This window comes from Pseudomonas sp. 15A4 (genome assembly GCF_016925575.1).
Lineage (GTDB): Bacteria > Pseudomonadota > Gammaproteobacteria > Pseudomonadales > Pseudomonadaceae > Aquipseudomonas.
In genome coordinates this window covers 679,442-704,753 of record NZ_CP068986.1, presented here as the reverse complement: position 1 = coordinate 704,753, position 25,312 = coordinate 679,442, and the positions used below count along the sequence as shown (strand labels likewise).

General features: G+C 60.6%; 18 protein-coding genes and 4 pseudogenes. 8 read left to right on the top strand and 14 right to left on the bottom strand.

What is annotated here, in order from left to right:
• Positions 1-16 precede the first annotated feature (16 nt).
• The gene (locus JN403_RS03075; protein WP_205485220.1) at positions 17-1,144 is read right to left on the bottom strand and encodes a hypothetical protein; all 1,128 of its coding nucleotides are present in this window, start codon (positions 1,142-1,144) and stop codon (positions 17-19) included.
• Positions 1,145-1,274: 130 nt separating this feature from the next.
• Positions 1,275-2,081, bottom strand: coding sequence for a hypothetical protein (locus tag JN403_RS03070; RefSeq protein WP_205485218.1), 807 nt, complete (start codon positions 2,079-2,081; stop codon positions 1,275-1,277).
• A 244-nt stretch (positions 2,082-2,325) separates the two neighbouring features.
• Here JN403_RS03070 and JN403_RS03065 point away from each other — a divergent pair, with 244 nt between their 5' ends.
• Together JN403_RS03065 and JN403_RS03060 are read left to right on the top strand one after the other, a co-directional pair.
• On the top strand, positions 2,326-4,257 hold the full coding sequence (locus tag JN403_RS03065; RefSeq protein ID WP_205485216.1) for a RecQ family ATP-dependent DNA helicase: 1,932 nt from the start codon (positions 2,326-2,328) through the stop codon (positions 4,255-4,257).
• Between the two features lie 54 nt (positions 4,258-4,311).
• On the top strand, positions 4,312-4,740 hold the full coding sequence (locus JN403_RS03060) for a thioesterase family protein (RefSeq protein WP_205485214.1): 429 nt from the start codon (positions 4,312-4,314) through the stop codon (positions 4,738-4,740).
• 70 nt (positions 4,741-4,810) lie between these two features.
• On the opposite strand, the gene JN403_RS03055 is transcribed toward JN403_RS03060, so the two are convergent.
• From JN403_RS03055 to JN403_RS03040, 4 genes and pseudogenes are all read right to left on the bottom strand, one after another.
• A complete protein-coding gene (locus tag JN403_RS03055; protein ID WP_205485212.1) occupies positions 4,811-5,281 on the bottom strand; it encodes a glycine zipper domain-containing protein in 471 nt (156 codons plus the stop codon).
• A gap of 579 nt (positions 5,282-5,860) precedes the next feature.
• Positions 5,861-8,191, bottom strand: coding sequence for an FdhF/YdeP family oxidoreductase (locus JN403_RS03050; RefSeq protein WP_205487216.1), 2,331 nt, complete (start codon positions 8,189-8,191; stop codon positions 5,861-5,863).
• 2 nt (positions 8,192-8,193) lie between these two features.
• Positions 8,194-9,032, bottom strand: a pseudogene (gene fdhD / locus JN403_RS03045) (formate dehydrogenase accessory sulfurtransferase FdhD).
• A gap of 94 nt (positions 9,033-9,126) precedes the next feature.
• Positions 9,127-10,014, bottom strand: coding sequence for a LysR family transcriptional regulator (locus tag JN403_RS03040; protein WP_122534057.1), 888 nt, complete (start codon positions 10,012-10,014; stop codon positions 9,127-9,129).
• 172 nt (positions 10,015-10,186) lie between these two features.
• Between JN403_RS03040 and lysM the strand changes: the two genes are divergently transcribed.
• Entirely contained in the window at positions 10,187-10,633 is a 447-nt protein-coding gene (gene lysM, locus JN403_RS03035; RefSeq protein ID WP_205485210.1) for a peptidoglycan-binding protein LysM, read from the top strand.
• Positions 10,634-10,794: 161 nt separating this feature from the next.
• Here the strand turns inward: lysM and yrfG are convergent.
• Positions 10,795-11,456: pseudogene (gene yrfG / locus JN403_RS03030) on the bottom strand (GMP/IMP nucleotidase).
• A gap of 96 nt (positions 11,457-11,552) precedes the next feature.
• On the opposite strand from yrfG, the gene nudE reads away from it, so the two are divergent.
• Both nudE and cysQ read left to right on the top strand, forming a co-directional pair.
• Positions 11,553-12,119 carry an ADP compounds hydrolase NudE gene (gene nudE / locus JN403_RS03025; RefSeq protein ID WP_205485208.1) on the top strand — a complete coding sequence of 189 codons (567 nt, stop codon included), beginning with the start codon at positions 11,553-11,555 and terminating at the stop codon, positions 12,117-12,119.
• Positions 12,116-12,957, top strand: a pseudogene (gene cysQ / locus JN403_RS03020) (3'(2'),5'-bisphosphate nucleotidase CysQ). Before nudE ends, cysQ begins: the two are co-directional and overlap by 4 nt.
• 289 nt (positions 12,958-13,246) lie before the next feature.
• Here the strand turns inward: cysQ and JN403_RS03015 are convergent.
• From JN403_RS03015 to rfbB, 7 genes are all read right to left on the bottom strand, one after another.
• Complete coding sequence (locus tag JN403_RS03015; protein WP_205485204.1) at positions 13,247-13,714, bottom strand: YiiD C-terminal domain-containing protein; 468 nt, start codon at positions 13,712-13,714, stop codon at positions 13,247-13,249.
• On the bottom strand, positions 13,707-15,083 hold the full coding sequence (locus JN403_RS03010) for a sigma-54 dependent transcriptional regulator (protein ID WP_205485202.1): 1,377 nt from the start codon (positions 15,081-15,083) through the stop codon (positions 13,707-13,709). Before JN403_RS03010 ends, JN403_RS03015 begins: the two co-directional genes overlap by 8 nt.
• A complete protein-coding gene (locus tag JN403_RS03005; RefSeq protein WP_122534369.1) occupies positions 15,080-16,894 on the bottom strand; it encodes an ATP-binding protein in 1,815 nt (604 codons plus the stop codon). The genes JN403_RS03010 and JN403_RS03005 overlap by 4 nt, the downstream gene beginning before the upstream one ends.
• A gap of 89 nt (positions 16,895-16,983) precedes the next feature.
• The gene (gene rfbD / locus JN403_RS03000; RefSeq protein WP_205485200.1) at positions 16,984-17,865 is read right to left on the bottom strand and encodes a dTDP-4-dehydrorhamnose reductase; all 882 of its coding nucleotides are present in this window, start codon (positions 17,863-17,865) and stop codon (positions 16,984-16,986) included.
• Positions 17,862-18,407 (bottom strand): dTDP-4-dehydrorhamnose 3,5-epimerase, encoded by a 546-nt coding sequence (rfbC, locus tag JN403_RS02995; RefSeq protein ID WP_205485198.1) that lies wholly within the window; start codon positions 18,405-18,407, stop codon positions 17,862-17,864. Before rfbC ends, rfbD begins: the two co-directional genes overlap by 4 nt.
• Positions 18,404-19,279, bottom strand: coding sequence for a glucose-1-phosphate thymidylyltransferase RfbA (rfbA, locus tag JN403_RS02990; protein ID WP_172610355.1), 876 nt, complete (start codon positions 19,277-19,279; stop codon positions 18,404-18,406). Before rfbA ends, rfbC begins: the two co-directional genes overlap by 4 nt.
• The gene (gene rfbB, locus JN403_RS02985) at positions 19,276-20,355 is read right to left on the bottom strand and encodes a dTDP-glucose 4,6-dehydratase (protein WP_205485196.1); all 1,080 of its coding nucleotides are present in this window, start codon (positions 20,353-20,355) and stop codon (positions 19,276-19,278) included. Before rfbB ends, rfbA begins: the two co-directional genes overlap by 4 nt.
• Positions 20,356-20,634: 279 nt before the next feature.
• Between rfbB and JN403_RS02980 the strand changes: the two are divergent.
• The 3 genes and pseudogenes from JN403_RS02980 (at position 20,635) to JN403_RS02970 (ending at position 25,229) form a co-directional block, all read left to right on the top strand.
• A pseudogene (locus JN403_RS02980) lies at positions 20,635-23,552 on the top strand (aminotransferase).
• 202 nt (positions 23,553-23,754) lie between these two features.
• A complete protein-coding gene (gene aguA / locus JN403_RS02975) occupies positions 23,755-24,819 on the top strand; it encodes an agmatine deiminase (RefSeq protein WP_205485194.1) in 1,065 nt (354 codons plus the stop codon).
• A gap of 179 nt (positions 24,820-24,998) precedes the next feature.
• Positions 24,999-25,229, top strand: coding sequence for a hypothetical protein (locus JN403_RS02970; protein WP_205485184.1), 231 nt, complete (start codon positions 24,999-25,001; stop codon positions 25,227-25,229).
• Positions 25,230-25,312: the final 83 nt, after the last annotated feature.

Here is a 25,312-nt window from a genome sequence, read left to right as displayed (position 1 = left end):
GACGCCGGGTCTGGTTTCAGCAGATGTCATTGTAGGCTTCATTCCCCTTCGCGAGTGTGGCAGCCAGGCCCTGCGCTGGCTTGAATGGAGTACCGGCAACCATGCTGAAGCCAGTCCCTTTATCTGCATAGCTGACGTAACGCTCTGTTTTATGGTCTTCACGCAAGACAGTGTAAGAATGATTGCGCATCTTGATGAAGTCAGCCTCGTGCATGACGACGCTCTGATGAAGCCGGCTGACATCGGTCGCTGACAGATTCAGTTTTCGTTGCAGCTTCGTGCCCCATCGGGACAGGCAGACTTCGGCATAGTGTCGAACGATTGTGCCCGGTTCTGTAAGGTCTCCGGGCCCGCTTGCCCCTGTGAGCGACGCATTACCTACCAAAGACGCATGGCGCCCTGCCATGGGAAAGATGCTGACTTTAGTTCTGGCGTCTGTTTTCGGAATGATGCATGAGAACCCTTTAGAGCGTTCGTCGCGGGCATAGAACGCCACGTATTCTTTGACGTTGCTGCCGAGAGAAACTTTCTCAAGCTGGTAATTCAAGGGACCGGGCACCGGATCTACCGCGAATATGTTGACCGGTATCTGGCGCGTTTCCGGATTCGCCATCAGCGCGTTGGCGAGCATGTGGCAACTCACCCCGCCGCGGCTCCACCCCACCAGGTTGATCTGTTTGGGAATCAAGCCGTCTTTTCTCAGGTTCTTGATCAGCTGTCGCTGGAGTTCCTGCGGGCTGATGCGATTGCCGTAGTCGTATTGCCGCCAGAACCACGAGCCGTGCGCCTGCGCGTCTGGAATAGGCACGTCGGCTCGCTTGAGACGCTGGTAGTCGGCTTCAGACAGCTTGGTTCTTTGCCAATCGAATTGGCCCCGGATGATGTTGAGAGCATGCTGCACATTCTCATGCCAGCCTTTGCCGAATGCAGTGCCAGTCCAGCCAAATCCTTTGGATTCGGTAAACAGTTCGTCGGCCTGCATGTTGCCGCTACCCGGGCCGTCGATAACAATCCACTCCGCGAACTCGTGACCGGCAATGTTATTGGCCAGCGTCGCAACCAGTTCACCGTTCCAGTAGTTCTTGTGCAGGTTGTCGTATTTAGTCGAGCCCGTGCCGCAAAAGAAAATTGTAAATGTTGTCATATTTCTAACCTCGTTGGTTGATAGGAACCACGAGGTTAGAAGACTGTTTGGGGAAGCGTCCGCGGTTGTTGTTACTTCATGTTGAGTGACGAGCGTAAATAAATATCCAGCGGCGTGAATGGGTTATCCATCACGCTGAATAATCCCGGGCCGCTGTACAGTACTGTTCTTGCGCCAGTTTATTTTTATCACTTTTGTCTTTGGCGACGCGTTTGCTCCAATCGCTGCACATGTCTTTGAAGTAGGGTACGGCAGCCCGGCGGCACTCACGGTGTTCGACACTGTCGGCCAGGAAGTTCATGCAGACACTGCTGGTTTCAATATGATTGTTGGAAATACGATAGCGGGCTTCATATCGGTTTCGCCCGTCGATTTCACGGATAAACACACCCGCTACTTCATAACGCCGAGCGGGCTCGGTTCTGGGCTTTGCGGCAGCGGCCTTGTAGCTCGCCATGTAATGCTCTGAAACCATCCCTTGGGGGCGGACGGCTTGGGCGTCGCTGCCCTGAGCGTCCCCGAAGCGGCAGTTCACGACATCCTGGTCGATGAGGTTGCCGCCTTTCAGGCAGGTATCGAGCGGCCGCGCGGTGACGGGTTGCGAGACGTCAGCCTTGGGGGCGATATAAACGACTTGTTCGACGTTGCGCACTGGGGCAACGGGTTGTATCGCCTCGGGCTCGCTGACGACTTCCGCGGTGGGCGGGGCGGGAATGACCATCGCTGCTGGCTTGGGTGTGCGAAACATCTGGGCGATCAGAAAGATGATTGCGATCAGCAGCGCCAAGCAGATCAGCACGCTGCTGAACGGCCAGTTGCTATTGCCGGACGCCGCGGTTCGCCGGGCAGGGTGAGAGCCGAGTACAACGTCGAACTGGCCGGGCGCCAGTCGTTTCATGGTGAGCCCGTCATCCTCGGGCTGGGGCGTGGATTGCATTGCCTCTCCTTGGCGAATCGTGTGGTGTCGACCGGTTTGCAGTTGATTGGGGCGTCTGACGTGCCGCGCTTGAATACGCGTCGCGCGAGATTAATCCTCGGAATGACGTTTTGCCAGCATTGCGCGCGGTGTTTGTATCCGGGATGTATCCTGTCCGATATTTCTGTAATGGTTTAGGTGTACTGCGCCCAGACCCACCGCGCTATGGTTCACGCCCTGGCGACGGTCAAAGGAGTGGCAGCACATGCATCAAACCCTTGAGCAGGTTTTCGGTTATCGGCAGTTTCGCGCCGGACAAGAGGCCGCCATCAGTACGGTGTTGGCCGGGCGCTCCGCCGCAGCGATTTTTCCCACGGGTTCCGGTAAATCCCTCTGCTATCAGCTGCCGGCATTGCTGCTGCCGCATCTGACGTTGGTGGTGTCACCGCTGTTGGCGCTGATTCAGGACCAGTTGGCTTTCCTGCAGCGGCACGGCATTGCGGCGGCGAGCATCGACTCCGCGCAAAGTCGCGACGAGGTCGCCGATGTCATGGCCCGGGCGCGTTCGGGTGAGTTGAAAATCCTGATGATTTCCGTCGAACGCCTGAAAAACGAACGCTTCAGGCATTTCATCACCCAAGTGCCGATTTCCCTGCTGGTCGTCGACGAGGCGCACTGCATCTCCGAGTGGGGCCACAACTTCCGGCCCGATTACCTGAAACTCCCTGACTACCAGCGCGAGTTCAACATCCCCCAGGCGCTGCTACTGACAGCGACCGCGACACCTCAAGTCATCGATGACATGCAGAGCAAGTTCGGCATCGCGCCGGACGATGTGGTGACGACCGGTTTCTACCGGCCAAACCTTACCCTGAGGGTTGAGCCCGTCGCAGGTCGGGACAAGCGCCGGCGGCTGGTGGAGTGGCTCGGCGAACGGGCCGGGCAGCCGAGCATTGTCTACGTCACGTTGCAGAAAACTGCCGAGTTCGTGGCCGCTCATCTGTCGCAGAACGGCATCCCGGCGCACGCTTACCATGCAGGCCTGCCCCACGATAAGCGCGAGTCGATTCAGCGCCAGTTCATGGAGGGGCGGCTCAACTGCATCGTCGCCACGATCGCTTTCGGGATGGGCATCGACAAGAGTGACATCCGCAACGTCGTCCATTTCGACTTGCCCAAATCCATCGAGAACTACAGCCAGGAAATCGGTCGTGCAGGCCGGGATGGGGCGACGTCGGAGTGTCTGGTGCTGGCCAATCGCGACAGCCTGAACGTGCTGGAGAACTTCGTGTACGGCGATACGCCGGAGCAGGAAGGCATTCGACTGGTGCTGGAAGATCTGCAAGGCGCGCGCAACGACAGTCAATGGGAGTTTCTGCTGGCGCCCTTGTCGGACCTCAGCAACATCCGCCAACTGCCTCTGAAGACGCTGCTGGTGCAGTTGGAACTGCGCGGGATCATCGCGCCGCGTTATTCGTATTTCGCGGAGTACCGCTTCAAGTACCTGATCGAGCCGCAGGTGCTGGTGCAGCGGTTTCAGGGCGAACGACGCGAATTCGTGCAGGCGCTGACCGAGACATCAAGCCGGGCGCGGACGTGGGCAACCGTCAACTTCGACGCGATGTATCAGCAGTATCAGGCCGAGCGCGGGCGCGTGGTGACGGCGCTGGATTTCTTTCAGGAGAAGGGCTGGATCGAGCTTGAAAGCAAGCAGATGACCGAGGTCTACAGCCTGATCGCCGCCGACTTCGACGCACAGGCGCTGAGCGAGGAGTTGCATGACTACTTCGTCCATCATGAAAAGACCGAAGTCGCGCGCATCCAAGCGATGCTCGAGCTGTTCGCCAGCGAGCAGTGCCTTAGTCATCGTCTCGCTCAATACTTTGGCGACGACCGTGCGCCCGAGCGCTGTGGTCATTGTTCGGTGTGCGAGGGGCATGTGGCCGTACTCCCCGAGCCGCCAGCCTTGACGTCCTTGAGCGAGCAGGACTTTGCGGACCTGTGCAGCGATTTCGTCAGCAAGCACCTCGAGGTCCGAGGGCATGAGCCTGGAGCTGAGTGCCTGACGCGGTTTCTCTGCGGGATCAGCGTGCCGATGTTTACCCGGCTCAAGGCCCGTAATATCGGCGGATTTGCGGCGCTGGAGGCGTATCCGTATGCGAAGGTGCGTCAGTGGATTCAGCGCCAGATCCAATAGTGGTCACGAACCTCATGAACGAAGAAACACGACAGACACACCGGAGGGAGCCCCATGAATGACACCCCGCAGCGCGCCGACTATCGCCACTTCCAGCCGATCGTGACGCGCTGGCACGACAACGATGTGTACGGCCATATCAATAACGTCACGTACTACAGCTTTTTTGACAGCGCGGTGAATACCTATCTGATCGAACAGGGCGGGCTGGATATTCATGGCGGTGAAACAGTGGGATTCGTGGTGAGTTCGTCGTGCGATTACTTTGCGTCGATCGCCTATCCCGAGCTGATCGAGGTCGGGCTGCGGGTCGGCAAGCTGGGCAACAGCTCGGTGCAATATGAATTGGCAGTATTCAAGGCGGGAGAGGAGGAGGCGCGGGCAGCAGGCCGCTTCGTGCATGTGTTTGTGGATCGGGCATCCAATCAGCCAGTGCCGATCCCGGCAGGGTTGCGGCAGGCGCTTGAGCGATTGGTGGCCTGAACATAAAACCGGCCGCGTTATCGGCGGCCGGCGTTTATCGGGTCAGATGCGCGAGAGGAACTCGACGGCATCAGTCACGATGGTGCTTGCGATGACCATACGCGTGGCCGCGACCATGTTTGTAGTCGCGGCGATCGCCACGGTAGCCACGGTAGCCACGGCCTCGGTCGTCGTCACGGCGGCTTTCGTCGCCCATGTAGTTACCAAGTGCGCCGCCCGCGCCGCCGCCTGCTGCTGCGCCGATCAAACTGCCGGTGCTACCACCGACGCTGCGACCGATCACGTTACCGCCAGCGGCGCCCAGGCCGCCGCCGATTGCGGCTTCGGTACGGTTCCGGCGGTTGGCGCCCACTGCGCCACCGGCCGCACCGCCAAGGCCGGCACCAATTGCCGAACCTGTGCTGCCGCCGACCTGTTGGCCAACGACGGAGCCGAGTACCCCACCCAATGCGCCGCCTACGCCGGCCGTCACGTTATCGCCTGCTGAGGCAAAACCGCTGACCAGTGAGAACGACAACAACAGAATCGAGGAATACTTCATATATGGATGCTCATAGGGATGACGCCGCGATCCTGCGATCATGAAGAAAATGTCACAATCGAATTCCGACGAATAGCACGACCTGTATACAAAACCCTAACTTATTGTTTTGGCTCGGGAACCTAAGTCAAGTTGGTGAGTCATACGCTACTTGATAAGGCCCGAATCTCGCGATTCGGGCCTTTTTTGTGGCTGCAGGAAGGATGAGCTTTTCTTGCGACGAGGCTGGTACATCCGCTAACTATCCAGCGGTTGTTAGATCCCTCTCGCGAGCAAGCTCGCTCCCACATGGACAGCAGTCGACTTGATATTCGGCCAGGCCGCTGGACGTGTAGGAGTGAGCTTGCTCACGAATGCGCCGGAACATTCAGCCAGTTTCTCTAGAGACTGGAAGCAAGCCTTAGCGAGCAAGCTCGCCCCCACGTGCGCAGCGGTCGACTTGATATTTGGCTAGGCCGCTGAACCTGTGGGAGTGAGCTTGCTCACGAATGGGCCGGAACATTCAGCCGATTTCTCTAGAGACTGAAAGCATGTCTATGTGGGCCATCTCGCCCACATAGACATGCTTTGCTACGCAGATCAGATAATCCGAGCTGTGTCCGCGTGGCGCTCAAGCTTGATCGCGACGAACTTGGACGTTGGCGTACTGCTGCCGTCGCCGACGCTTTCCAGCGGTACCAGCGGGTTCACTTCCGGGTAGTACGCAGCGGCCTGGCCGGCCGGGATGTCGAACGGCAGCAGGGTGAAGCCCTTCACGCGCCGGGTGATGTCATCGCCCCAGATCGACACGATGTCGACTTTCTGACCCGGTACGAAGCCCAGCCGAATGATGTCGGCCTCGTTCACGAACATCACGTCACGCTGACCTTTCACGCCGCGATAACGGTCGTCCAGGCCATAGATAGTGGTGTTGTACTGATCATGCGAACGCATCGACTGCATGATCAGGTCCGGCACGATGCCTGTCCCGCGCACGCTTTCATGCACCAGATCACTCGGCAGTACGTTCGGCTTGAAGTTGGCCCGCGCACTTGGCGTGTTCCAGCGACGGGAGCCTGCGGCGTTGCCCAGATAGAAACCGCCCGGGTTTTTGATCTTCTCGTTGAAGTTCTGGAACGACGGAATGGTGTCGGCGATCAGGTCGCGAATGCGGCTGTAGTCCGCTACCAGCCACAGCCAGTCTACCGGCTGCTTGCCCAGCGTTGCGTTGGCGATGCCTGCCAGAATCGCAGGCTCGGAACGCATCTGCGCTGACAGCGGCTTGAGCTGGCCGTTGGACGCATGAACCATGCTGAAAGAGTCTTCAACGGTCACCGCTTGCGGGCCTTCGGCCTGGATGTCGATGTCGGTACGGCCGAAGCACGGCAGAATCAGCGCCTCCTTGCCATGGGCCAGGTGGCTGCGGTTGAGCTTGGTGCTGATCTGCACGGTCAGGTCGCAGTTGCTCAGGGCTTCGAAGGTGCGCGGGCTGTCCGGGGTTGCCTGGGCGAAGTTACCGCCCAGACCAATAAAGACCTTCGCGCGGCCTTCCAGCATCGCGTGAATCGCTTCAACGACGTTATGGCCGTTTTCACGCGGTACCTTGAACTGGAAACGTTTCTCCAGCGCATCGAGGAAGAACGCCGGTGGACGCTCATTGATGCCCATCGTGCGGTCGCCCTGCACGTTGCTGTGACCGCGCACTGGGCACAGGCCAGCACCGGGCCGGCCGATGTTGCCGCGCAGCAGCATCAGGTTGGAGACTTCCTGGATGGTCGGCACCGAGTGGCGGTGCTGAGTGATGCCCATCGCCCAGCACATGATCACGTTCTTGCCTTTGGCGTACATGCGCGCGGCGAGCTCGATGTCGGTCAGTGGCAGCCCCGACTGCTCGACGATGAATTCCCACGAGGTGTCGTCGATGGCGGCCAGGTATTCCAGCACGCCGTTGGTGTGTTCGTTGAGGAAGGTGTGATCGAACACCGACGGCTCGTTGCTCGCCTGGGCTTCACGCTCCCACTGCAGCAGGAACTTGGCCATGCCGCGCAGCAGGGCCATGTCGCCGCCCAGTGCCGGACGGAAATACGCCGTGTTGGTCGGCTCCGAACCGTTGCTGAGCATTTCCAGCGGGTGCTGAGGGTGCTGGAATCGTTCCAGGCCACGCTCTTTCAGCGGGTTGACGCACACCACTTGGGCGCCACGTTTAACCGCTTCACGCAGCGGTTCCAGCATGCGCGGGTGGTTAGTGCCCGGGTTCTGGCCGAGGACGAAAATCGCGTCCGCGTGCTCGAAGTCCTCGAAGGTCACCGTGCCTTTGCCGACGCCCACGCTTTGCGACAACGCAACGCCGCTGGCTTCGTGGCACATGTTCGAGCAGTCAGGGAAGTTGTTGGTGCCATAGGCACGGACGAACAGCTGATACAGATACGCCGCTTCGTTGCTGGCACGGCCCGAAGTGTAGAACTCGGCCATGTTCGGGCTTGGCAGGTTGTTCAGGTGCTTGGCGATCAGGGCGAAGGCGTCGTCCCAGGCGATCGGCTTATAGCGATCGGTCTGAGCGTCGTAGACCATTGGCTCGGTCAGACGGCCCTGATATTCCAGCCAGTAATCACTTTGCTCAAGCAGCGAGCTGACGCTGTAACGAGCGAAGAAGGACGGGTCGACGCGGCGCTTGGTCGCTTCCCAGTTCACTGCTTTGGCGCCGTTCTCGCAGAACTTGACCATGCCGCTTTCCGGCGAATCGCCCCACGCGCAGCCCGGGCAGTCGAAGCCGCCGTTCTGGTTGGTCTTGAGCATCGTGCGGATGTTCTTCAGGGCGTTGTCGCTGGTCAGCCAGAAGTGGGCGACGCTGATCAATGCGCCCCATCCGCCGGCCGGCCCTTTGTAGGGCTTGTAGCGAGGGGTCGATACTTTGTCGGCTTCTTTATGCATGCTCACGCTTGATTCTCCAACGCAGGACTGTAAACCCGCGGCGCACTGTGTTTAGGCAGATGAATGAGGTTGAGGTTGTGGCGTCGGGCCCATTGCAGCGCCAGGCCGGTGGGCGATGACAGGCTGACCAGGGTCTGAATGCCGGCACGTAATACCTTTTGAATGAGTTCCAGACTGCAGCGGCTGGTGACGATTGCCAGACCGCCCGTGGTCGGGATGTCTTGACGAATCAGTGCGCCGATCAGCTTGTCTAGAGCGTTATGTCGGCCGATGTCTTCACGACCTAAGAGAATTTCGCCGCGAGCGTCCATGAACATCGCTGCATGGACGGCGCCGCAGTGTTCACCCAGTGGCTGAAACTCACCCATGCGCCCGCGCAGGCCTTTCAACCATTCGGCGGGGGAAGGGGCGCGCCGGGCAGCACGTTGAGCTCGGGCAATGCCTGCTCGACGGCTTCAACACCACACAGGCCGCAACCGCTGGTGCCAGCCAGTTGCCGACGCTGGGTCTTCAGGTTCCAGAAGGCGCGGCTGGCGATTTCGACTTCTGCAGTCTGCGCAGAGCCGCAGCCTCCGAGCTTGATGTCGTAGATCTCGTCGGGTGATTCGATGAGGCCGCTGCCAATGCTGAAGCCGACGATAAAGTCTTCGAGGTCAGTGGGCGTCACCAGCATGACGGCCTGACTGATGCCGTTATAGGCAATCGCCAACGCGACTTCCTCGGCAAGCACATTGGGCTCGCTGATGTCGTGTTCGAGGTTTGAATAGCTGTAGGACTGGCTTGCGGCGGGCGCGGGCAGTTGTTGTGCGGGCGCCGTGATATCCATGTGCTTGGCGTGCATCGGGAGTGACCGGCAGATTAATTAGGCTTAAGCCTAGGCCTCCGGTCGGATTACGTCTAATCGCTAGTACTGATGCACCGATAGATGACGTCGATCAAGATGCTTCCATCATCGTGTGATACAGCGCCAGGCAAGCTTCAGCCAATGCCGAACGCGGCGCGGAGCGTCGCATGATCAAGCCAAGCCGGGCGAGGGTTTGCGCGTCTTCGATGGGCTGCAGACGCAGATGCTCAGTGAGATACTCAAGGCCGCCGTGCAGCGGCATGATCGCGCAGCAGAAACCGCCATGAACCGCTTGCAGCAGTTGATGCACGGCGTCGGTCTGGATGATCGGCTGCGGATGAAGGCCGCGGCTGTGGAAGTTGTGATCGATGGACTGCCGAAAGTGCATGCCGCTGGTGAGCATGCCCAGGGGCAATTCGGTCAAGCTTTCCCAGCTTGAAGTGGCTTCGGCAAAGCTGAAATAACGCTGGTCGTACATCACGCCCATGCGGGTTTCGGCCAGTTGCAATGAGTCAAACCGTTCGGTGTCCAGCCGGTCCAGATACGAAACTCCGAGGTCCAGGCGGTTACTGGCGAGTTGGTCGAGGATCTGCTCGGAGCTCAGGGATGAAAGCTCGAAGCGCATGTTCGGGTGCAGGGAGTGCAAACGTTGCAGCAAGGGCAATGGATCAAAATTGGAGAGCGGCACCACGCCCAGCCGTAATGTGCCGACCAGATGCCCGCGACAGGCGGCTGCTTCAGCCTGCAAACCGTCGTACGCCGCCAGCACGGTGCGCGCCCATGCCAGAACGCGTTCGCCCGGCGCAGTGAAACCTTCGAAGCGTTGGCCGCGATTGACCAGTGGCAGGTCCAGCTCTTCCTCAAGGCTGCGCAGACGCATCGACAGTGTCGGTTGCGTGATGTGGCAGCGCGCAGCCGCCTGCCCAAAGTGACGGGTTTCGTCGAGGGCGATCAGAAATTTCAGCTGTTTAATGTCCATCTTCACTCCAGAAGGCACAGGCTGGCCCGGCGAAGTCTATCGCGACCGAACGTCAAATGGCTTGAAACCTTGAGGCGCGGCCAGGGGTCGGACTTTTGTCGGGCAATGTCAGCGGATTAGATGTTGCGCGGGGAAACCACAACGACATCACAACGACACCAAGGAGAAACCCATGAGTCTGTTCAGTTTTGTGAAGGAAGCCGGCGAGAAGCTTATCGACCTGCTCACCCCGGGAAACGCCAATGCCAGTGATGAGCTGAAAAAGCACATCGAGTCTGTTGGCTTGGGCAATCCCAATGTTCATGCAACGGTCGAAGGCGACAAGATCACGTTGACGGGCGAAGTCGCCAGTCAGGAAGAGAAAGAGAAGGTTGTATTGGCTGCCGGCAACATCGCCGGTGTAGGCAGTGTTGATGATCAACTGACTATCGCCGCCGGCGCACCTGCCGTTGCCGCTGCAAAGTTCGTCACCGTTGAGAAGGGCGATACGCTGAGCGCGATTTCCAAGCGTGTGTATGGCGACGCCAACAAGTATCAACAGATCTTTGAAGCCAACAAGCCGATGCTGAAAGACGTGAACAAGATCTATCCAGGTCAGGTTCTGCGTATTCCTGAGTAAGCCTGTTGTATTGACCGTATTGCCCTCCGTAACTGTATTGGGCGTGCGGTGATCATTTGTAGGAGCACGCTTGCCCGCGAAAAATCGTACATCCGGCTCAGCCGCATTGAGTGGATGGATCTTTCGCGGGCAAGCGCGCTTCTACAGCTGTTTTGTGGTGCTTATAAGCCCTGTATCAACGACCGATAGTCTTCAACCGCTTCGAATTCTTCCGTATCTTTAGGCCCTTTGCGACTGTCCGGCTCACGTACCGCCAGCAGATGACCAATCCCGTATCGGCCCGCGCTGCGCAAGATTGGCAGAGTGTCATCAATAAACAGGCTACGTGCAGGGTCGAGCTGGGTGTCGGCTTGCAGCGCGTCCCAGAATTGCGGGTTTTCCTTGGGGTAGCCGTAGTCATGGGAGCTGATCAAACGCTCGAAGTAGGGTGCCAACTCCAGTCTTTCCATCTTCAGCGACAGCGAGTCCCGGTGCGCGTTGGTAATCATGATCACCCGTTTTCCGGCCTGCTTGATGGCGGCCAGAAACGTCTCGGCGTCAGGGCGCAAGGCGATGAGGTGAGCGATTTCAATTTTCAGGTCCTTCACCGGCAGGTTCAGCTCTGTGCTCCAGAAGTCGGTGCAGTACCAGTTGAGGGTGCCGGCGTTTTTTCGAAGAGCGGCATCAGCTCCATTTGCGCCATCGCCAGACTGACCCCGTGCACTTCGGCATAGCGCTTGGGCAGATGCTCCAGCCAGAAGTGATTGTCGAAATGCAGGTCGAGCAGCGTGCCGTCCATATCCAGCAGAACGGTGTCGATATCGCGCCAGGGCAAAGAAGGCATACAGGTCTCTCGGCGTTGGATGGGTCGCGTGGGTTTGCGGCGAAGACATCCGCAAAAGCCACGGTATAGTAACCCGTCTACGCCAAGGAGCTCGTCATGCAGCAGAAACCTACCGTCCTCTCTCGCGAAATCGTCGCGAGCAGCCGTCTGTTCCGCGTTGAAGAAGTGCAATTGCGCTTCTCCAACGGCGTCGAGCGTACCTACGAGCGGCTGGTGGGCAGCGGCAGTGGCTACGGCGCGGTGATGATCGTGGCAATGCTCGATGCGGATCACGCCGTGCTGATCGAGGAATACTGCGGCGGCACTGACCAGTACGAGCTTTCGCTGCCCAAGGGCTTGATCGAACCAGGCGAAGACGTGTTGGCCGCCGCCAATCGCGAGCTCAAGGAAGAGGCCGGTTATGGCGCGCGTACCTTGGTGCACCTGACCGAGCTGTCGCTTTCGCCCGGCTACATGAGCCAGAAAATTCAGGTCGTGCTGGCCACTGATTTGTATGAAGAAACGCTGCCCGGCGACGAGCCTGAGCCGATGCGTGTGGACAAGGTCAATCTGCGCGTGCTTTCCGCTCTGGTTCAGAACCCGCAGTTCACTGAGGGGCGCGCGCTGGCTGCGTTATACCTTGCCCGCGACCTGCTGGCCGAGCGTGGGGATTTCCTGCCATGAACCCGACATTTTCCCAATTGCCACACCCGCTGCTTGCGCCCGTGATCGAGCTTTGCCGCCAGGCTGGAGAAGTTACTCTGCCGTTCTGGCGCTCCGGCGTGGACGTCACGGTCAAGTCGGACGACTCGCCTGTCACCGCCGCCGACCTGGCCGCCCATGAGCTGCTGGTGGCGGGCCTCATGGCGCTGGATCCGAGTATTCATATCCTCTCCGAAGAGGACGCCAACATCCCGTTGAGCGAACGCAGCCAGTGGCAACGCTGGTGGCTGGTGGACCCGCTGGATGGCACCAAGGAATTTATCGCCGGCAGCGAAGAGTTCACCGTCAACGTGGCGCTGATCGAGAACGGTCGTGTGGTATTTGGCGTGGTATCGATGCCGACCAACAACCGCTGCTATTTCGGTGGCGCCGGTCTGGGTGCGTGGCGCAGTGACGATGCGCGTCATCTGGCGCCTATTCAGGTGCGCAATGAGCCGGGCGCAGGGGAGGCGTTCACGGTGGTCGCCAGCCGTCGTCACTCCAGCCCCGAGCAACAGAGGTTGCTTGCCGGGTTATCGGAAGTAGTGGGTGAGCTTGAGCTGACGAATATCGGCAGCTCGCTGAAGTTTTGCCTGCTCGCCGAAGGGGCTGCCGACTGCTACCCGCGTCTGGCGCCAACGTCTCAGTGGGACACCGCTGCTGCCCAAGGCGTGGTGGAAGGCGCCGGCGGCGTGGTGTTGCACCTGGACGGCACGACCTTCGAGTACCCGGCACGGGAGACACTGCTCAATTCGTTCTTTCTGGCGTTGCCGGGGAAGCAACATGGCGCGACGCGTTGCTGGCGTTGGCGAGGGCTTGAGCGCACATCAGCTCTGAGGGCGCCGTAGGGGATCAATTGTGGGAGCGAGCTTGCTCGCGAATAGGTCGGTATATCCACGCCATTTTCAGCAGCTGGAATGCCGTCTTCGCGAGCAAGCTCACTCCTACAGGATCGGGGTCAACTTAGCATCTCGCCTGAGCCGCTAGATTTGTGGGAGCGAGCTTGCTCGCGAATAGGTCGGTATATCCACGCCATTTTCAGCGTCTGGAATGCCGTCTTCGTGAGCAAGTTCACTCCCACATAGGCAAGGCGTGTCGGGCAGCTTTGTTCAGCGATGCAGCACGAACTGCCCGACGAATTCCACGGCCGTGTCTTGTGATCCTTCCACCACGATGCGGGTGTGCAGCGCCAGCCTTGCACGGCCGCGGCGTTGGTAGAGCTTCAGAAATTTCTCCCAGCTTGCTTCATCCGGTGCGTCGCAGACAGCGACGCCATCGCGTGTGACCGGCAGGGGATAGCTGATCTGGCCGTCCTGAATCACGATGTGCCCGTCATCGATCCCGGCTTCTTTGAGCCGCAAATACAGCCAGCCCCAGCCCACCAGCACCGCGCCGCAATACAGGCTGCCGCCGAACAGGGTGTTCTTGTGATTGACGTTCGGGGCCAATGGCAGGTGCAGACGCAGTTGGTGGTCTCGCCAGCCCAGCACCTTGATGCCCATTTCCCGAGTGAGGGGAATGTCCCGGTGCAGCACCGCTTCCAGGTCTCTAGCGGACAAGCGTCGCGGGTCAGTCATTGTCGTCGGACCCCGCACCGTTGAAGGTCAGCCCATGCTTGCGCAGTTTGTCGTGCAACGTTTTGCGGGGCAGCCCCAAGGCTTCGGCGAGGCTGCGGACCGAGCTGTGCGGGCGGGTCAGTTCGGCGGCGATCAACGCCCGCTCGAACGCCTCGACCTGCTCGCTCAGCCCGCCGTTGGATGCCACCAGATCCGGCTGCGCGGCGCCTTCCAGTTCCAGCTCAAGCCCCAAGGCGAAACGCTCGGCGGCGTTCTGCAGTTCACGCACGTTGCCCGGCCAGGTGTGGCGCAGCAGCAGCGCGCGATGTCCCGGCTGCAATTCATGGCGGGGCAGACCGTGGCGCAAACTGGCGGTATCGGCGAAATGCTGGAACAGCACTAGCGCATCTTCGCCACGCTCCCGCAGCGGCGGAATGCGCAACGGCGCGACGTTGAGGCGGTAATACAAGTCGGCCCGGAAACGGCCCTGATCCGCCGCCTGGCGCAGGTCTTCTTTAGTCGCCGCGATCACCCGGATGTCCAGCGGGATCTGCTGATTCCCGCCCAGGCGCTCGACCACGCGCTCTTGCAGCAAGCGCAGCAGCTTGACCTGAACGTCCATGCTCATGCTTTCGATTTCGTCCAGAAACAGCGTGCCACCGTTGGCGAATTCGAACTTGCCGATGCGACGCTTTTGCGCGCCAGTGAACGCCCCCGACTCATGGCCGAACAGCTCGCTCTCGACCACCGACTCGGCCAGCGCCCCCGCGTTGATCGCCACAAACGGACCGTTACGGCGGTTGGACAAGTCATGCAGCGCGCGGGCGACCACCTCTTTGCCGGCGCCGGTTTCGCCAAGAATCAACACGTCAGCCTTGGTCGCGGCCAGCGCGCCGATCTGATCGCGCAGGCGCTGAATGGGTGCGGACAATCCCACCAGTCGCGTACTCAGTTGCTGACGATCGCTGAGCTCAAGCCGCAGGCTGCGGTTGTCCAGCACCAGCCGGCGTAGTGCCAAGGCGCGACGCACGCTGTCGAGCAGAGCGTCGCTGGCGAACGGTTTTTCCAGAAAATCGTAGGCGCCCGCCCTCATGGCCTGAACCGCCAGCGGGACATCGCCGTGACCGGTGATCAGCAACACCGGCAACTCCGGATCCTGGGCATGCAGCTGATTGAGCAATTCGAGGCCGTCGATGCCCGGCATGCGGATGTCACTGACGATTACCCCCGGCCAGTCACGCTCGATGCGCGCTTGCAGGCCTTTGGCGTCGCTCAGCGGCAGGATTTTCAGGCCGGCGAGATCGAGCGTCTGGCTCAGGGCCTGACGCAGGTGCGGATCGTCGTCGATCAGCACCACCTGAATGCGGCTGTCGATGGCGTCGGTGCTCATGCAGATAAGTCCTCAGACGGTTGAAGGTTGACGCCCGAGGCGCCGGTGCGCATCCGCAACGTCAGCAGCGCGCCGCCTTCCGGGTGATTGGCGAACAGCAGCTCGCCGCCCAGTGCGCGCATCAACGTATCGCAGATCGCCAGGCCCAAACCGAGGCCCTGGGTGCGCGTCTTGGTGGTGAAAAACGGCTCGCGCGCGTGCTCCAGCGCTTCTTTGGAAAACCCCGGGCCGTTGTCGCGGATGAACAGATTGACGCCCTCGGCGTTGTACTCGGCGCTGATCCACAATTTGCGCGGCGGGCCTTTCTCGGTCAGTGCATCCAGCGCATTCGCCAGCAAATTGCCCAGCACCTGACGCAGGCGCGTCTCGCCGGCCTGCACCCACAAAGTCGCGGCGGGCAGGTCGCGGATCAGCTCCACTTCCATCGCGCGCCGACGCTTGGCGAGCAGGGCCAGCGCATCGTCCAGCGCCGGTTGCAGCGCCACGCTTTCAGGCGCATGCCGGTCGCGCCGGGCGAAGGCGCGCAGGTGCGCAATGATCGACGCCATGCGCCCGGTGAGTTCGCTGATCAGCTTGAGGTTGCCGCGGGCGTCTTCGGTACGCTGGTGATCGAGCAGCACTTCGGCGTTCTCGGCGTAGCTACGAATCGCCGCCAGCGGCTGGTTGAGTTCGTGGCTGATGCTCGCCGACATCGTGCCCAGCGCAGACAGCTTGCCGGCCTGAACCAGTTCGTCCTGGGCGCGAAACAGCTCTTGCTGGGCTTGCTCGCGCTCGAGGACTTCCTGGCGAAGTCGCTGATTGACGCCTTCCAGATCACAGGTCCGCTCGGCGACTCGCACTTCCAGCTCACGGCGCGCCTTGGCCTCGAAGTTGATGCGATCCAGATAATGCCGTCGCCGCTGCATCATCAGACCCAGCAGCAACATCAGCACCAGCAACGCCGCACCGCCAATGGCTACGACCGTTCGCACCGGTCTCGACACAAGCACCTTGGGCGCAAGGATATTGACGCTCCAGCCAGTCTCGTCGATCTGCTGCGTCTGCGTCAGCCAGCCGGTTTCATCCAGCTGCAGCGGGCGCGGGTCGCGGGTCGGGTAGGGCTGGATGGCGACGATGGCCTGCTTTTCCTCCTCGCTGAGCGGCCGGGTCGCGCGGAAACGCCAGTTGGGATTGGAGGTGAGGATCACGACGCCGTTGTGGTCGGTGACAAGCAACTGCTCCGGCGTTTTGCCCCACAGCGTTTCGGTAAGGTCCAGGTCGACTTTGACCACCAGCACGCCAATCACAGCGTCGCCATCGCGCACCGCTGCGGCGAAGAAATAGCCGCGTTTGGCCGACGTCGTGCCCAGGCCGAAAAAGCGGCCGAGGTTGCCGGCCATGGCGTTGCTGAAGTACGGACGAAACGCGAAGTTGCGCCCGACGAAGCTGTCACGCTTGTCCCAGTTCGACGCAGCGAGGGTGTCGCCATTGGGCGCCATCAGGTAAATCACCTCGGCGCCAGTCTGCCTGGCGGTGTTCATCAGCAGCAGGTTCGCCTGGGCCTGGGCGTGCTGGTCCTGCGGATTCGCCAGCGTGGCGCGCAGGCCGGGAAGGTCGCCAAGAATCTGCGGCAGGACTTCATAGCGGTGCAAGGTGCCGAGCAGGTTGGCGACGTAAAGGTCGAGCGTCTGGCGATTCTGGCTCAGCAGCTCATTGCGGTAATAGTGTTCCGCCAGACGTTCGAGCGGCCACAACAGCGGGGCGAGGATCAGCGCCAGCAGGGCAAGGCTGCGCCAGCGAGGACGGCGGGGAAGGGCGTTAGTGCTGATCATGGAATCGCCGGTGGGTTCGTTGCGATGCGGGACGGCTGCGGATGTATCAGTGCTCCGCAGCCGCTCAACATCGAGTCGGCCCATTATGCCTACCGCTGCTGCGCTAAGCACTCCAGCAACGCATCGTGCCAGTCGGGCTGGCTGACGCCCCATTGGCGCTGCAACAGGCTGCAATCCAGACGCGAATTGAGCGGGCGTGCAGCCGGGGTCGGATAAGCGCTGGACGCAATCGGTTCCAGCGCCGCGCAGGGCTTGCCGGTGTTGATCAATTGCTGACCAATTGCTTCAGCGAACCCGAACCACGACGTCTCGCCGCTGGCCGTCAGGTGATAAACACCCCAGGCGCCCGGCGCGCCGTCACGCCAGCGCTCAATCAGCGCGCCGGTGCTGGCGGCGATGGTGCCGGCCCAGGTGGGTGCGCCAATCTGGTCGGCAACGATCGACAGCTTCTCTCGCTCTTGCAGCAAGCGCTGCATGGTCAGCAGAAAGTTGCGCCCGGTCAGGGAATAAACCCAGCTCGTGCGCAAAATCAGGTGCTGCCCGCCCGCTGCGGCGATCGCGCGTTCGCCTGTCAGCTTGCTGTTGCCGTAAACGCCCAGCGGATTGGGCGTGTCTGCCTCAACCCACGCCCCAGCCTTGCTGCCGTCGAACACGTAATCGGTGGAGTAGTGAATCAGCGGAACGCCTAGAGCAGCGGCTTCTTCAGCGAACACACCAGGGGAGGTCGCGTTGATGGCGAAGGCCAGTTCCGGCTCGCTTTCGGCCTGATCCACCGCTGTGTGTGCGGCAGCGTTGATGATCAGGTCAGGCTTGATGTCGCGAACCACCGGGCGGATGGATTCCGGCTGGCTCAAATCAAGCTGATCACGGCCCAGCACAATCAGCTCGCCCATGCTCTGCAGGTGTTGCTGCAGCGCTTGGGACACCTGGCCATGTTGCCCGCTGATCAGAATCCGCAGCGGCGCACTCACGGGAACAGATCCGCTTCTTTCAGGGGCTTGCCAAGCTGATCTTTGGCCGACAGTCGAGGTGCTTCGTTCAGGCCCCAGTCGATGTTCAGCTCCGGATCGTCCCAGCGAATGCAGCGCTCGGCCGACGGCGTGTAGTAGTCGGTGGTCTTGTAGAGGAATTCGGCGTAATCGCTCAGCACCACGAAGCCGTGGGCGAAACCTTTGGGAATCCACAGCTGACGAGCGTTCTCGGCCGACAGCTCCAGACCGAACCACTGGCCGAACTGCGGCGAGCTGCGACGGATGTCGACGGCGATGTCCAGCACGCTGCCAGCGGTCACGCGCACCAGTTTCCCCTGAGGATTTTCAATCTGGTAATGCAGCCCGCGCAGGACGCCTTTTTGCGAGCGCGAGTGATTGTCCTGGACGAACTGATCAGCTACGCCGGTGGCCTCGGCAAAGGCCCGGGCGTTGAAGCTTTCGTAGAAGAAGCCACGCTCATCGCCGAACACTTTGGGCTCGATGATGAGGACTTCAGGCAACTTGCTGGCAACCACTTTCACTGACTTTCCCCTGCGATCTTGAACAGGTACTGACCGTAGCCGGTCTTGCCGAAATAGTCAGCCCGATTCAACAAGTGGGCGCGGTCAATCCAGCCATTCTGATAGGCGATCTCTTCCAGACACGCGACTTTCAGACCCTGACGGTGCTCAATGGTCTGCACGTATTGCGACGCGTCCAGCAGGCTGTCATGAGTGCCTGTGTCGAGCCAGGCGAAACCGCGGCCTAAACGTTCAACGCGCAGGTCGCCGCGCTTGAGGTAAGCGTTGTTGACGTCGGTGATCTCCAGCTCGCCGCGCGGGGACGGCTTGACGTCCTTGGCGATCTGGATGACCTCGTTGTCGTAGAAATACAGACCGGTCACGGCGTAGCTGGATTTAGGCGCCTTGGGCTTCTCTTCGATGGACAGCGCGTGGCCGTGCTCATCGAAATCGATCACGCCAAAACGCTCCGGATCCTTGACCCAGTAGCCGAACACAGTCGCGCCGGAGGTGTTGTCCGCCGCACGCTTGAGCTGTTCGCTGAAGTGCTGACCGTGGAAGATGTTGTCGCCGAGAATCAGGCATACCGAGTCATCGCCGATGAACTCTTCGCCAAGCAGGAATGCCTGCGCGAGGCCGTCCGGCTTGGGCTGCTCCTTGTAATGAAAGCGCACGCCGAACTGACTGCCGTCACCCAGCAGCGCCCGGTATTGCGGCAGGTCCAGCGGCGTCGAGATGACCAGGATGTCCTTGATCCCGGCCAGCATCAGCACCGAGATCGGGTAATAGATCATCGGTTTGTCGTAGATCGGCAACAGCTGTTTGGAGACCCCGAGGGTAATCGGGTGCAGGCGTGTGCCCGAACCGCCCGCCAGTACAATTCCTTTAGTCATGCGATCAGTTCCTTTACGTCGGTGCCCAGGCGTTCGCCCTGATAACTGCCATCCTGCACGTTGCGGCACCATTCAAGGTTGTCGAGATACCACTGCACGGTTTTGCGCAGGCCGGATTCGAATGTCTCTTCCGGCGTCCAGCCCAGTTCGCGCTCGATTTTGCTGGCGTCGATGGCGTAGCGCATGTCATGGCCAGGGCGGTCAGTCACGTAGGTGATCAGGTCCGCGTAGTTGGCCACGCCTTTGCGCTGTTCCGGCGCCAGTTCTTCGAGCAGCGCGCAGATGCCGCGCACGACGTCGATGTTCTTCTGTTCGTTGTGGCCGCCGATGTTGTAGGTCTCGCCGACCTGGCCCTCGGTCACCACCTTGAGCAGTGCGCGGGCGTGATCTTCGACAAACAGCCAGTCACGCACCTGCAAGCCATTGCCGTACACCGGCAGCGGCTTCCCGGCCAGGGCGTTGAGGATCACCAGCGGGATGAGCTTCTCGGGGAAGTGGAACGGGCCGTAGTTGTTCGAGCAGTTGGTGACGACCACCGGCAGCCCGTAGGTGCGTTGCCAGGCGCGAACCAGATGGTCCGACGCCGCTTTGCTGGCCGAATACGGCGAGCTCGGCGCGTAGGGCGTGGTTTCGGTGAACAGATCGTCCACGCCATGCAGGTCGCCATACACTTCATCGGTGGAAATGTGGTGAAAGCGGAAGGCGGCGCGCTCGTCTTCAGGCAAGGTCAGCCAGTAGCTGCGGGTCGCTTCCAGCAGGCTGTAGGTGCCGACGATGTTGGTCTGGATGAACTCCGACGGGCCGTCAATCGAACGGTCGACGTGGGATTCTGCCGCCAGGTGCATGATCGCGTCAGGCTTGAAGCGCGCGAGGACTTTGCTCACCGCAGCCTGGTCAACGATGTCTTCTTGCACGAACTCATACCGAGTGTTGTTCGCAATGCCCTGCAGCGATTCAAGATTCCCGGCGTAGGTCAGCTTGTCGAAATTGAGGACGTCGTGATCGGTGTTGTTGATCAGATGACGGATCAGCGCAGAACCGATGAAGCCGGCGCCACCGGTAACAAGTATTCGCATGGATAAACCTTCTTCCCTGGAAAGATGTAAGACGATGGAGCATAGCTTGTGGGCCCTTGCTCACTGGCGCAAGGCGCAATCCGCCGACAGGCGATGATATTAATTGATGGCCCATCGCGATTAGCGCCATAAAACCGCCGTACGTGTTTCAGGACCTTAACGATTTGCCTATCTGCCGGACTTGTAAGACATTTCTTTATTGGCTATGGCACGGGGTTGATTAACCGCCGCGCAACTGGCGATAGTATTTGGGCGCCTCTATCTATCAGGACTTCCTTCATGTCGCTTGACACCTTGATTCGCCGCTCCAGCCTGCCATGCCCGGATGTCGGTGCCGCGCAGGCCGCCGAATGGCTGGCGACGTATTACGGGCTGTCGGGGACGTTGAAAGAGTTGGGTAGCCATCAGGACCGAAACTTCCTGCTGGACTGCGGTGACGGGCGACGTTTCGTTCTGAAGATCTGCCACGGAGATTATTCAACCACCGAACTTGCCGCGCAGCATGCGGCGCTGCGGCATTTGAGCCGCGAGTCACCGGTCCGCGTCCCGTCGGTGATGCCGACGTTGCAGGGTGAGGACCTATTGACCGTTGATCACAACGGCAACGCCGTGCACTTTCGCGTTCTGGAGTTTATCAACGGACAATCACTCGCCCACGTTGCGCACCTGAACCGGCACATTGTGACCGGACTGGCGCAGCTCTGCGCTCGTGTCGACGTGGCGCTGGCGGGGTTCGAGCACGCCGGCCTTGATCGTGTTTTGCAATGGGACCCTCGCCACGCCTTTGCGTTGATCGAGCACTTGCTCCCGGTCATCCCCGATGCCGACAAGCGCGCCTGTATCGCCGAGGCCGCCGAGCAGGCCCAGGCCTATTTGCTGCCGCTGGTGGCGTCGCTGCCGGTGCAGGCGATCCACATGGACATCACTGAGTACAACGTGGTCTGGGCTCGAGACGCCCATCGCCAATGGCAGCTTCAAGGCCTGATCGACTTCGGGGATCTGATCCGTACATGGCGCATCGCCGATCTTTCGGTGACCTGCGCCGCGCTGCTGCACCATGCCGAGGGCGATCCGTTTTTTATCCTGCCCGCCGTTCAGGCTTACCACCTCATTAATCCCCTTCAAACCGAGGAGCTGCTGGCGCTGTGGCCGTTGATCGTCGCGCGCTCGGCCGTGCTGGTCCTGGGCAGCGAGCAACAGGCGAGCATCGAGCCGGAAAACACCTACATCCAGGCCAATCTGGCGAGCGAGTGGAACATCTTCGACGTCGCCACTTCCGTGCCGATTGCGCTGATGGAAGCGGCGATTCTCGACGCAGTAGGTGAATGGGAAACGGACGGAGAGCCCGAGCCGTTCTCGCCGCTGTTGCCGAACTTGAGCGGGCAGGGTTTTACCCTCGTGGACCTGGGTGTACTCAGCGAGCATTTTGTGGCTGGCAACTGGGAACAGAGCGGCATCGACGAGCAACTATTGAGAGAGGCTGCGCAAGCTCATGGGCTGGCCGCCAGTCGCTATGGGGAATACCGGCTATCGCGCACGTTGCCGGACAGCGCAAAGGAGCCGGATACCTTCGCGTTGCATACCGAACTGCGCATCCCCCACGGCACCGGTGTTCATGCGCCGTTTGCCGGAGTCCTGCGCCACACCGCTGACGGCGCCTTGCAGCTGGTGGGCGCCGAGGTGAGCCTGCGCCTGTGGGGGTACGTTCTGATTTTGATTCCGGCGTCGAGTTCGGCGCGGGGGACGTGATCGGGCAGGGCGGTGGCGCGTTGATCGTGCAGCTGTGTTCGGAGCCTGACGTGAGCCCGCCGTTGTTCACCACCCCGTCGCGGGCTCCCGCCTGGCGTGCACTGTGCCTGTCACCCAAAGGGCTCCTGGGTTTCGATTGCGATGCGCCGGCGTTGGCCGATTCCGCCGCGCTGCTCGCCCGCCGCGACGCCAGTTTCGCCCGTTCTCAAAAGCATTATTACCAGGCCCCGCCGCAGATCGAGCGCGGCTGGCGCAACCACCTGATTGACCTGCAGGGCCGGTCCTATCTGGACATGCTCAACAACGTCGCGGTGCTTGGTCATGGCCATCCGCGCATGGCCGAGGTTGCGTCGCGGCAGTGGTCGCTGCTCAACACCAACTCACGCTTTCATTACGCAGCGATCGCCGAGTTTTCCGAGCGGCTGCTGAAGCTGGCGCCCGCCGGCATGGACCGTGTATTTCTGGTGAACAGCGGCACTGAGGCAAATGATCTGGCGATTCGTCTGGCCTGGGCCTACAGCGGCGGCCGCGATGTCTTGAGCGTGCTGGAGGCTTATCACGGCTGGTCGGTGGCGACCGATGCGATTTCGACATCCATTGCCGACAACCCGCAAGCCCTGAGCACGCGTCCCGACTGGGTGCATCCCGTGGTGGCGCCCAATACCTATCGCGGTGAGTTTCGTGGCGCGGACACTGCGCCGTTCTACCTGCGCAGCGTTGACGCGCATTTGAGCGCGCTCAAGGAGCAGGGGCGGCAAGTGGCGGGCTTCATCTGCGAGCCGGTGTACGGCAATGCCGGCGGAATCTCCCTGCCGCCGGGTTATCTGCATCAGGTCTACGCCAGGGTCCGTGATCAGGGCGGCGTGTGCATCGCCGATGAAGTGCAGGTGGGTTATGGCCGCCTGGGCCAGTTCTTCTGGGGCTTCGAAGAGCAGGGCGTGGTGCCGGACATCATCACCATGGCCAAAGGCATGGGCAACGGCCATCCCCTCGGCGCCGTCATCACCCGCCGCGAGATCGCTGAGGCGCTGGAGGCCGAGGGCTATTTCTTTTCGTCGTCAGGCGGTAGTCCGGTGAGTTGCCGCATCGGCATGGCGGTGCTCGACGTCATGGAAGAAGAAAAGCTCTGGGAGAACGCCCGCGTGGTGGGCGGCTATTTCAAGGAACGCCTGCTCACGCTGATCGACAAACACCCGTTGGCCGGGGCTGTCCACGGCTCGGGGTTCTATCTGGGACTTGAGCTGGTTCGCGACCGTGAGACGCTGGAACCTGCAACCGAGGAAACGACCTACCTGTGCGATCGTCTTCGTGAGCTGGGGATCTTCATGCAGCCTACGGGGGATTATCTGAACATCCTCAAGATCAAGCCGCCGATGGTGACCAGCCGCCGGAGCGTGGACTTCTTCGTCGACAGTGTGTCGAATGTGCTGGGTGAGCTGGAGAGCTGAGCTGATTCACCCGTCGAGCATAGGTCGATATATATCGGTGTTTGCTGTCTGGGTGTGCGCCGAAAGCTCGATTAGTGTTTTTAAATCCGATTTTTATCGTCTATAACGTCTTCCTTATTTGGCCGTAGACGCCCTCGTCGTTTCATGGAGTTCTGATTACCGTGACCACTCTCAACAGCACCCCCGCGCCGATGGCTTCTACATGCCTGCCGAGTGGGCGCCGCAAACGCAAACCTGGATGATCTGGCCCGAGCGTCCGGACAACTGGCGTCTGGGCGGCAAGCCGGTTCAGAACGATCACGTTGCCGTGGCCAAGGCCATCGCCCGTTTCGAGCCTGTCACCGTCGGCGTTTCGGCGGCACAGTACGACAATGCCCGCGCACGACTGAATGTGCCCAACATCCGCGTCGTCGAGCTCAGCAGCAACGACGCCTGGGTGCGTGATAGCGGTCCGACCTTCGTCATCAATGACGCGGGCGAGGTTCGCGGCGTCAATTGGGGCTTCAACGCCTGGGGCGGTTTCGACGGTGGGCTATACGCGCCGTGGAACCTGGATGAACAGGTCGCCAGCAAAGTGTTGGAAATCGAGCGCTGCTCGCGCTACGTCACCGATGGGTTTGTGCTGGAAGGCGGCTCGATCCACGTCGATGGCGAGGGCACGCTGATTACCACTGAAGAATGCCTGCTCAACCGTAACCGCAACCCGCACTTGTCTCGCGAAGACATTGAAGCCGTGCTGCGCGATCATCTGTCGGTCGAAAAAATCATCTGGCTGCCGGAGGGTCTGTACAACGACGAGACCGACGGCCATGTGGATAATTTCTGCTGCTACGTGCGCCCCGGTGAAGTGTTACTCGCCTGGACAGATGATCCGAAAGACCCCAATTTCCCGCGCTGCCAGGCAGCCATGAAGGTGCTGGAAAATGCCCGGGACGCCAAGGGACGTCCGTTCGTCGTACACAAGATGCCGATCCCGGGCCCGCTGTTTGCCACCGAAGAAGAGTGCGCCGGGGTGGATCAGGTGCACGGCAGTCAGGAGCGCAACCCATCGGTGCGTCTGGCCGGTTCGTACGTGAATTTTCTGATCGTTAACGGCGGCATCATTGCCCCGTGTTTCGACGATCCGATGGATGACACGGCCCGCAAGATCCTCCAGCAGTTGTTCCCGGAACACGAGGTGGTCATGGTTCCGGGCCGTGAAATGTTGCTGGGCGGCGGCAACATTCACTGCCTGACGCAGCAGCAACCGGCCCCCCATCGCAGCTGAGTTGGTTCGCTTCTTGCTGTCATCAAGCCCATCAGACGATGGGCTTTTTTATGAGCGGACAGTTTCCAGTCGGTCGTAGGAAGATGGGATCCCAAGGCGGGGAATGGCTCGCGCCGGGTCGTCCGTCTGTAACAAAAGCCCCGTAGATTTCGCAGTCCACGACATAAGAGGTTGTCCTTATGAACGCAGGTCATGAGTTGCGAGTGACTCGAGGTTTTTCTGCGAGCAGTGAAGCACGGCAGATGATGGCGGACTGGTTACGGACGACCCGGATCCCGATGGAACGCATGCATGATGTGCAGACGTTTGAGCAACGCGGCGATTTTCGAGAGATGCTCTCCAAGCGTTACCCCATCGGGCTGATCAGCGACGCAGAGATCGAAGCAATGTTGGGCCTGCTTCATAGCTGACAAAGGTGTTGTGGGTGCGACCACAGACACGGCCTGCCTCGGTTTGGCTTTCATCAAATTGACACCCCGGCAGGCCGGGGATA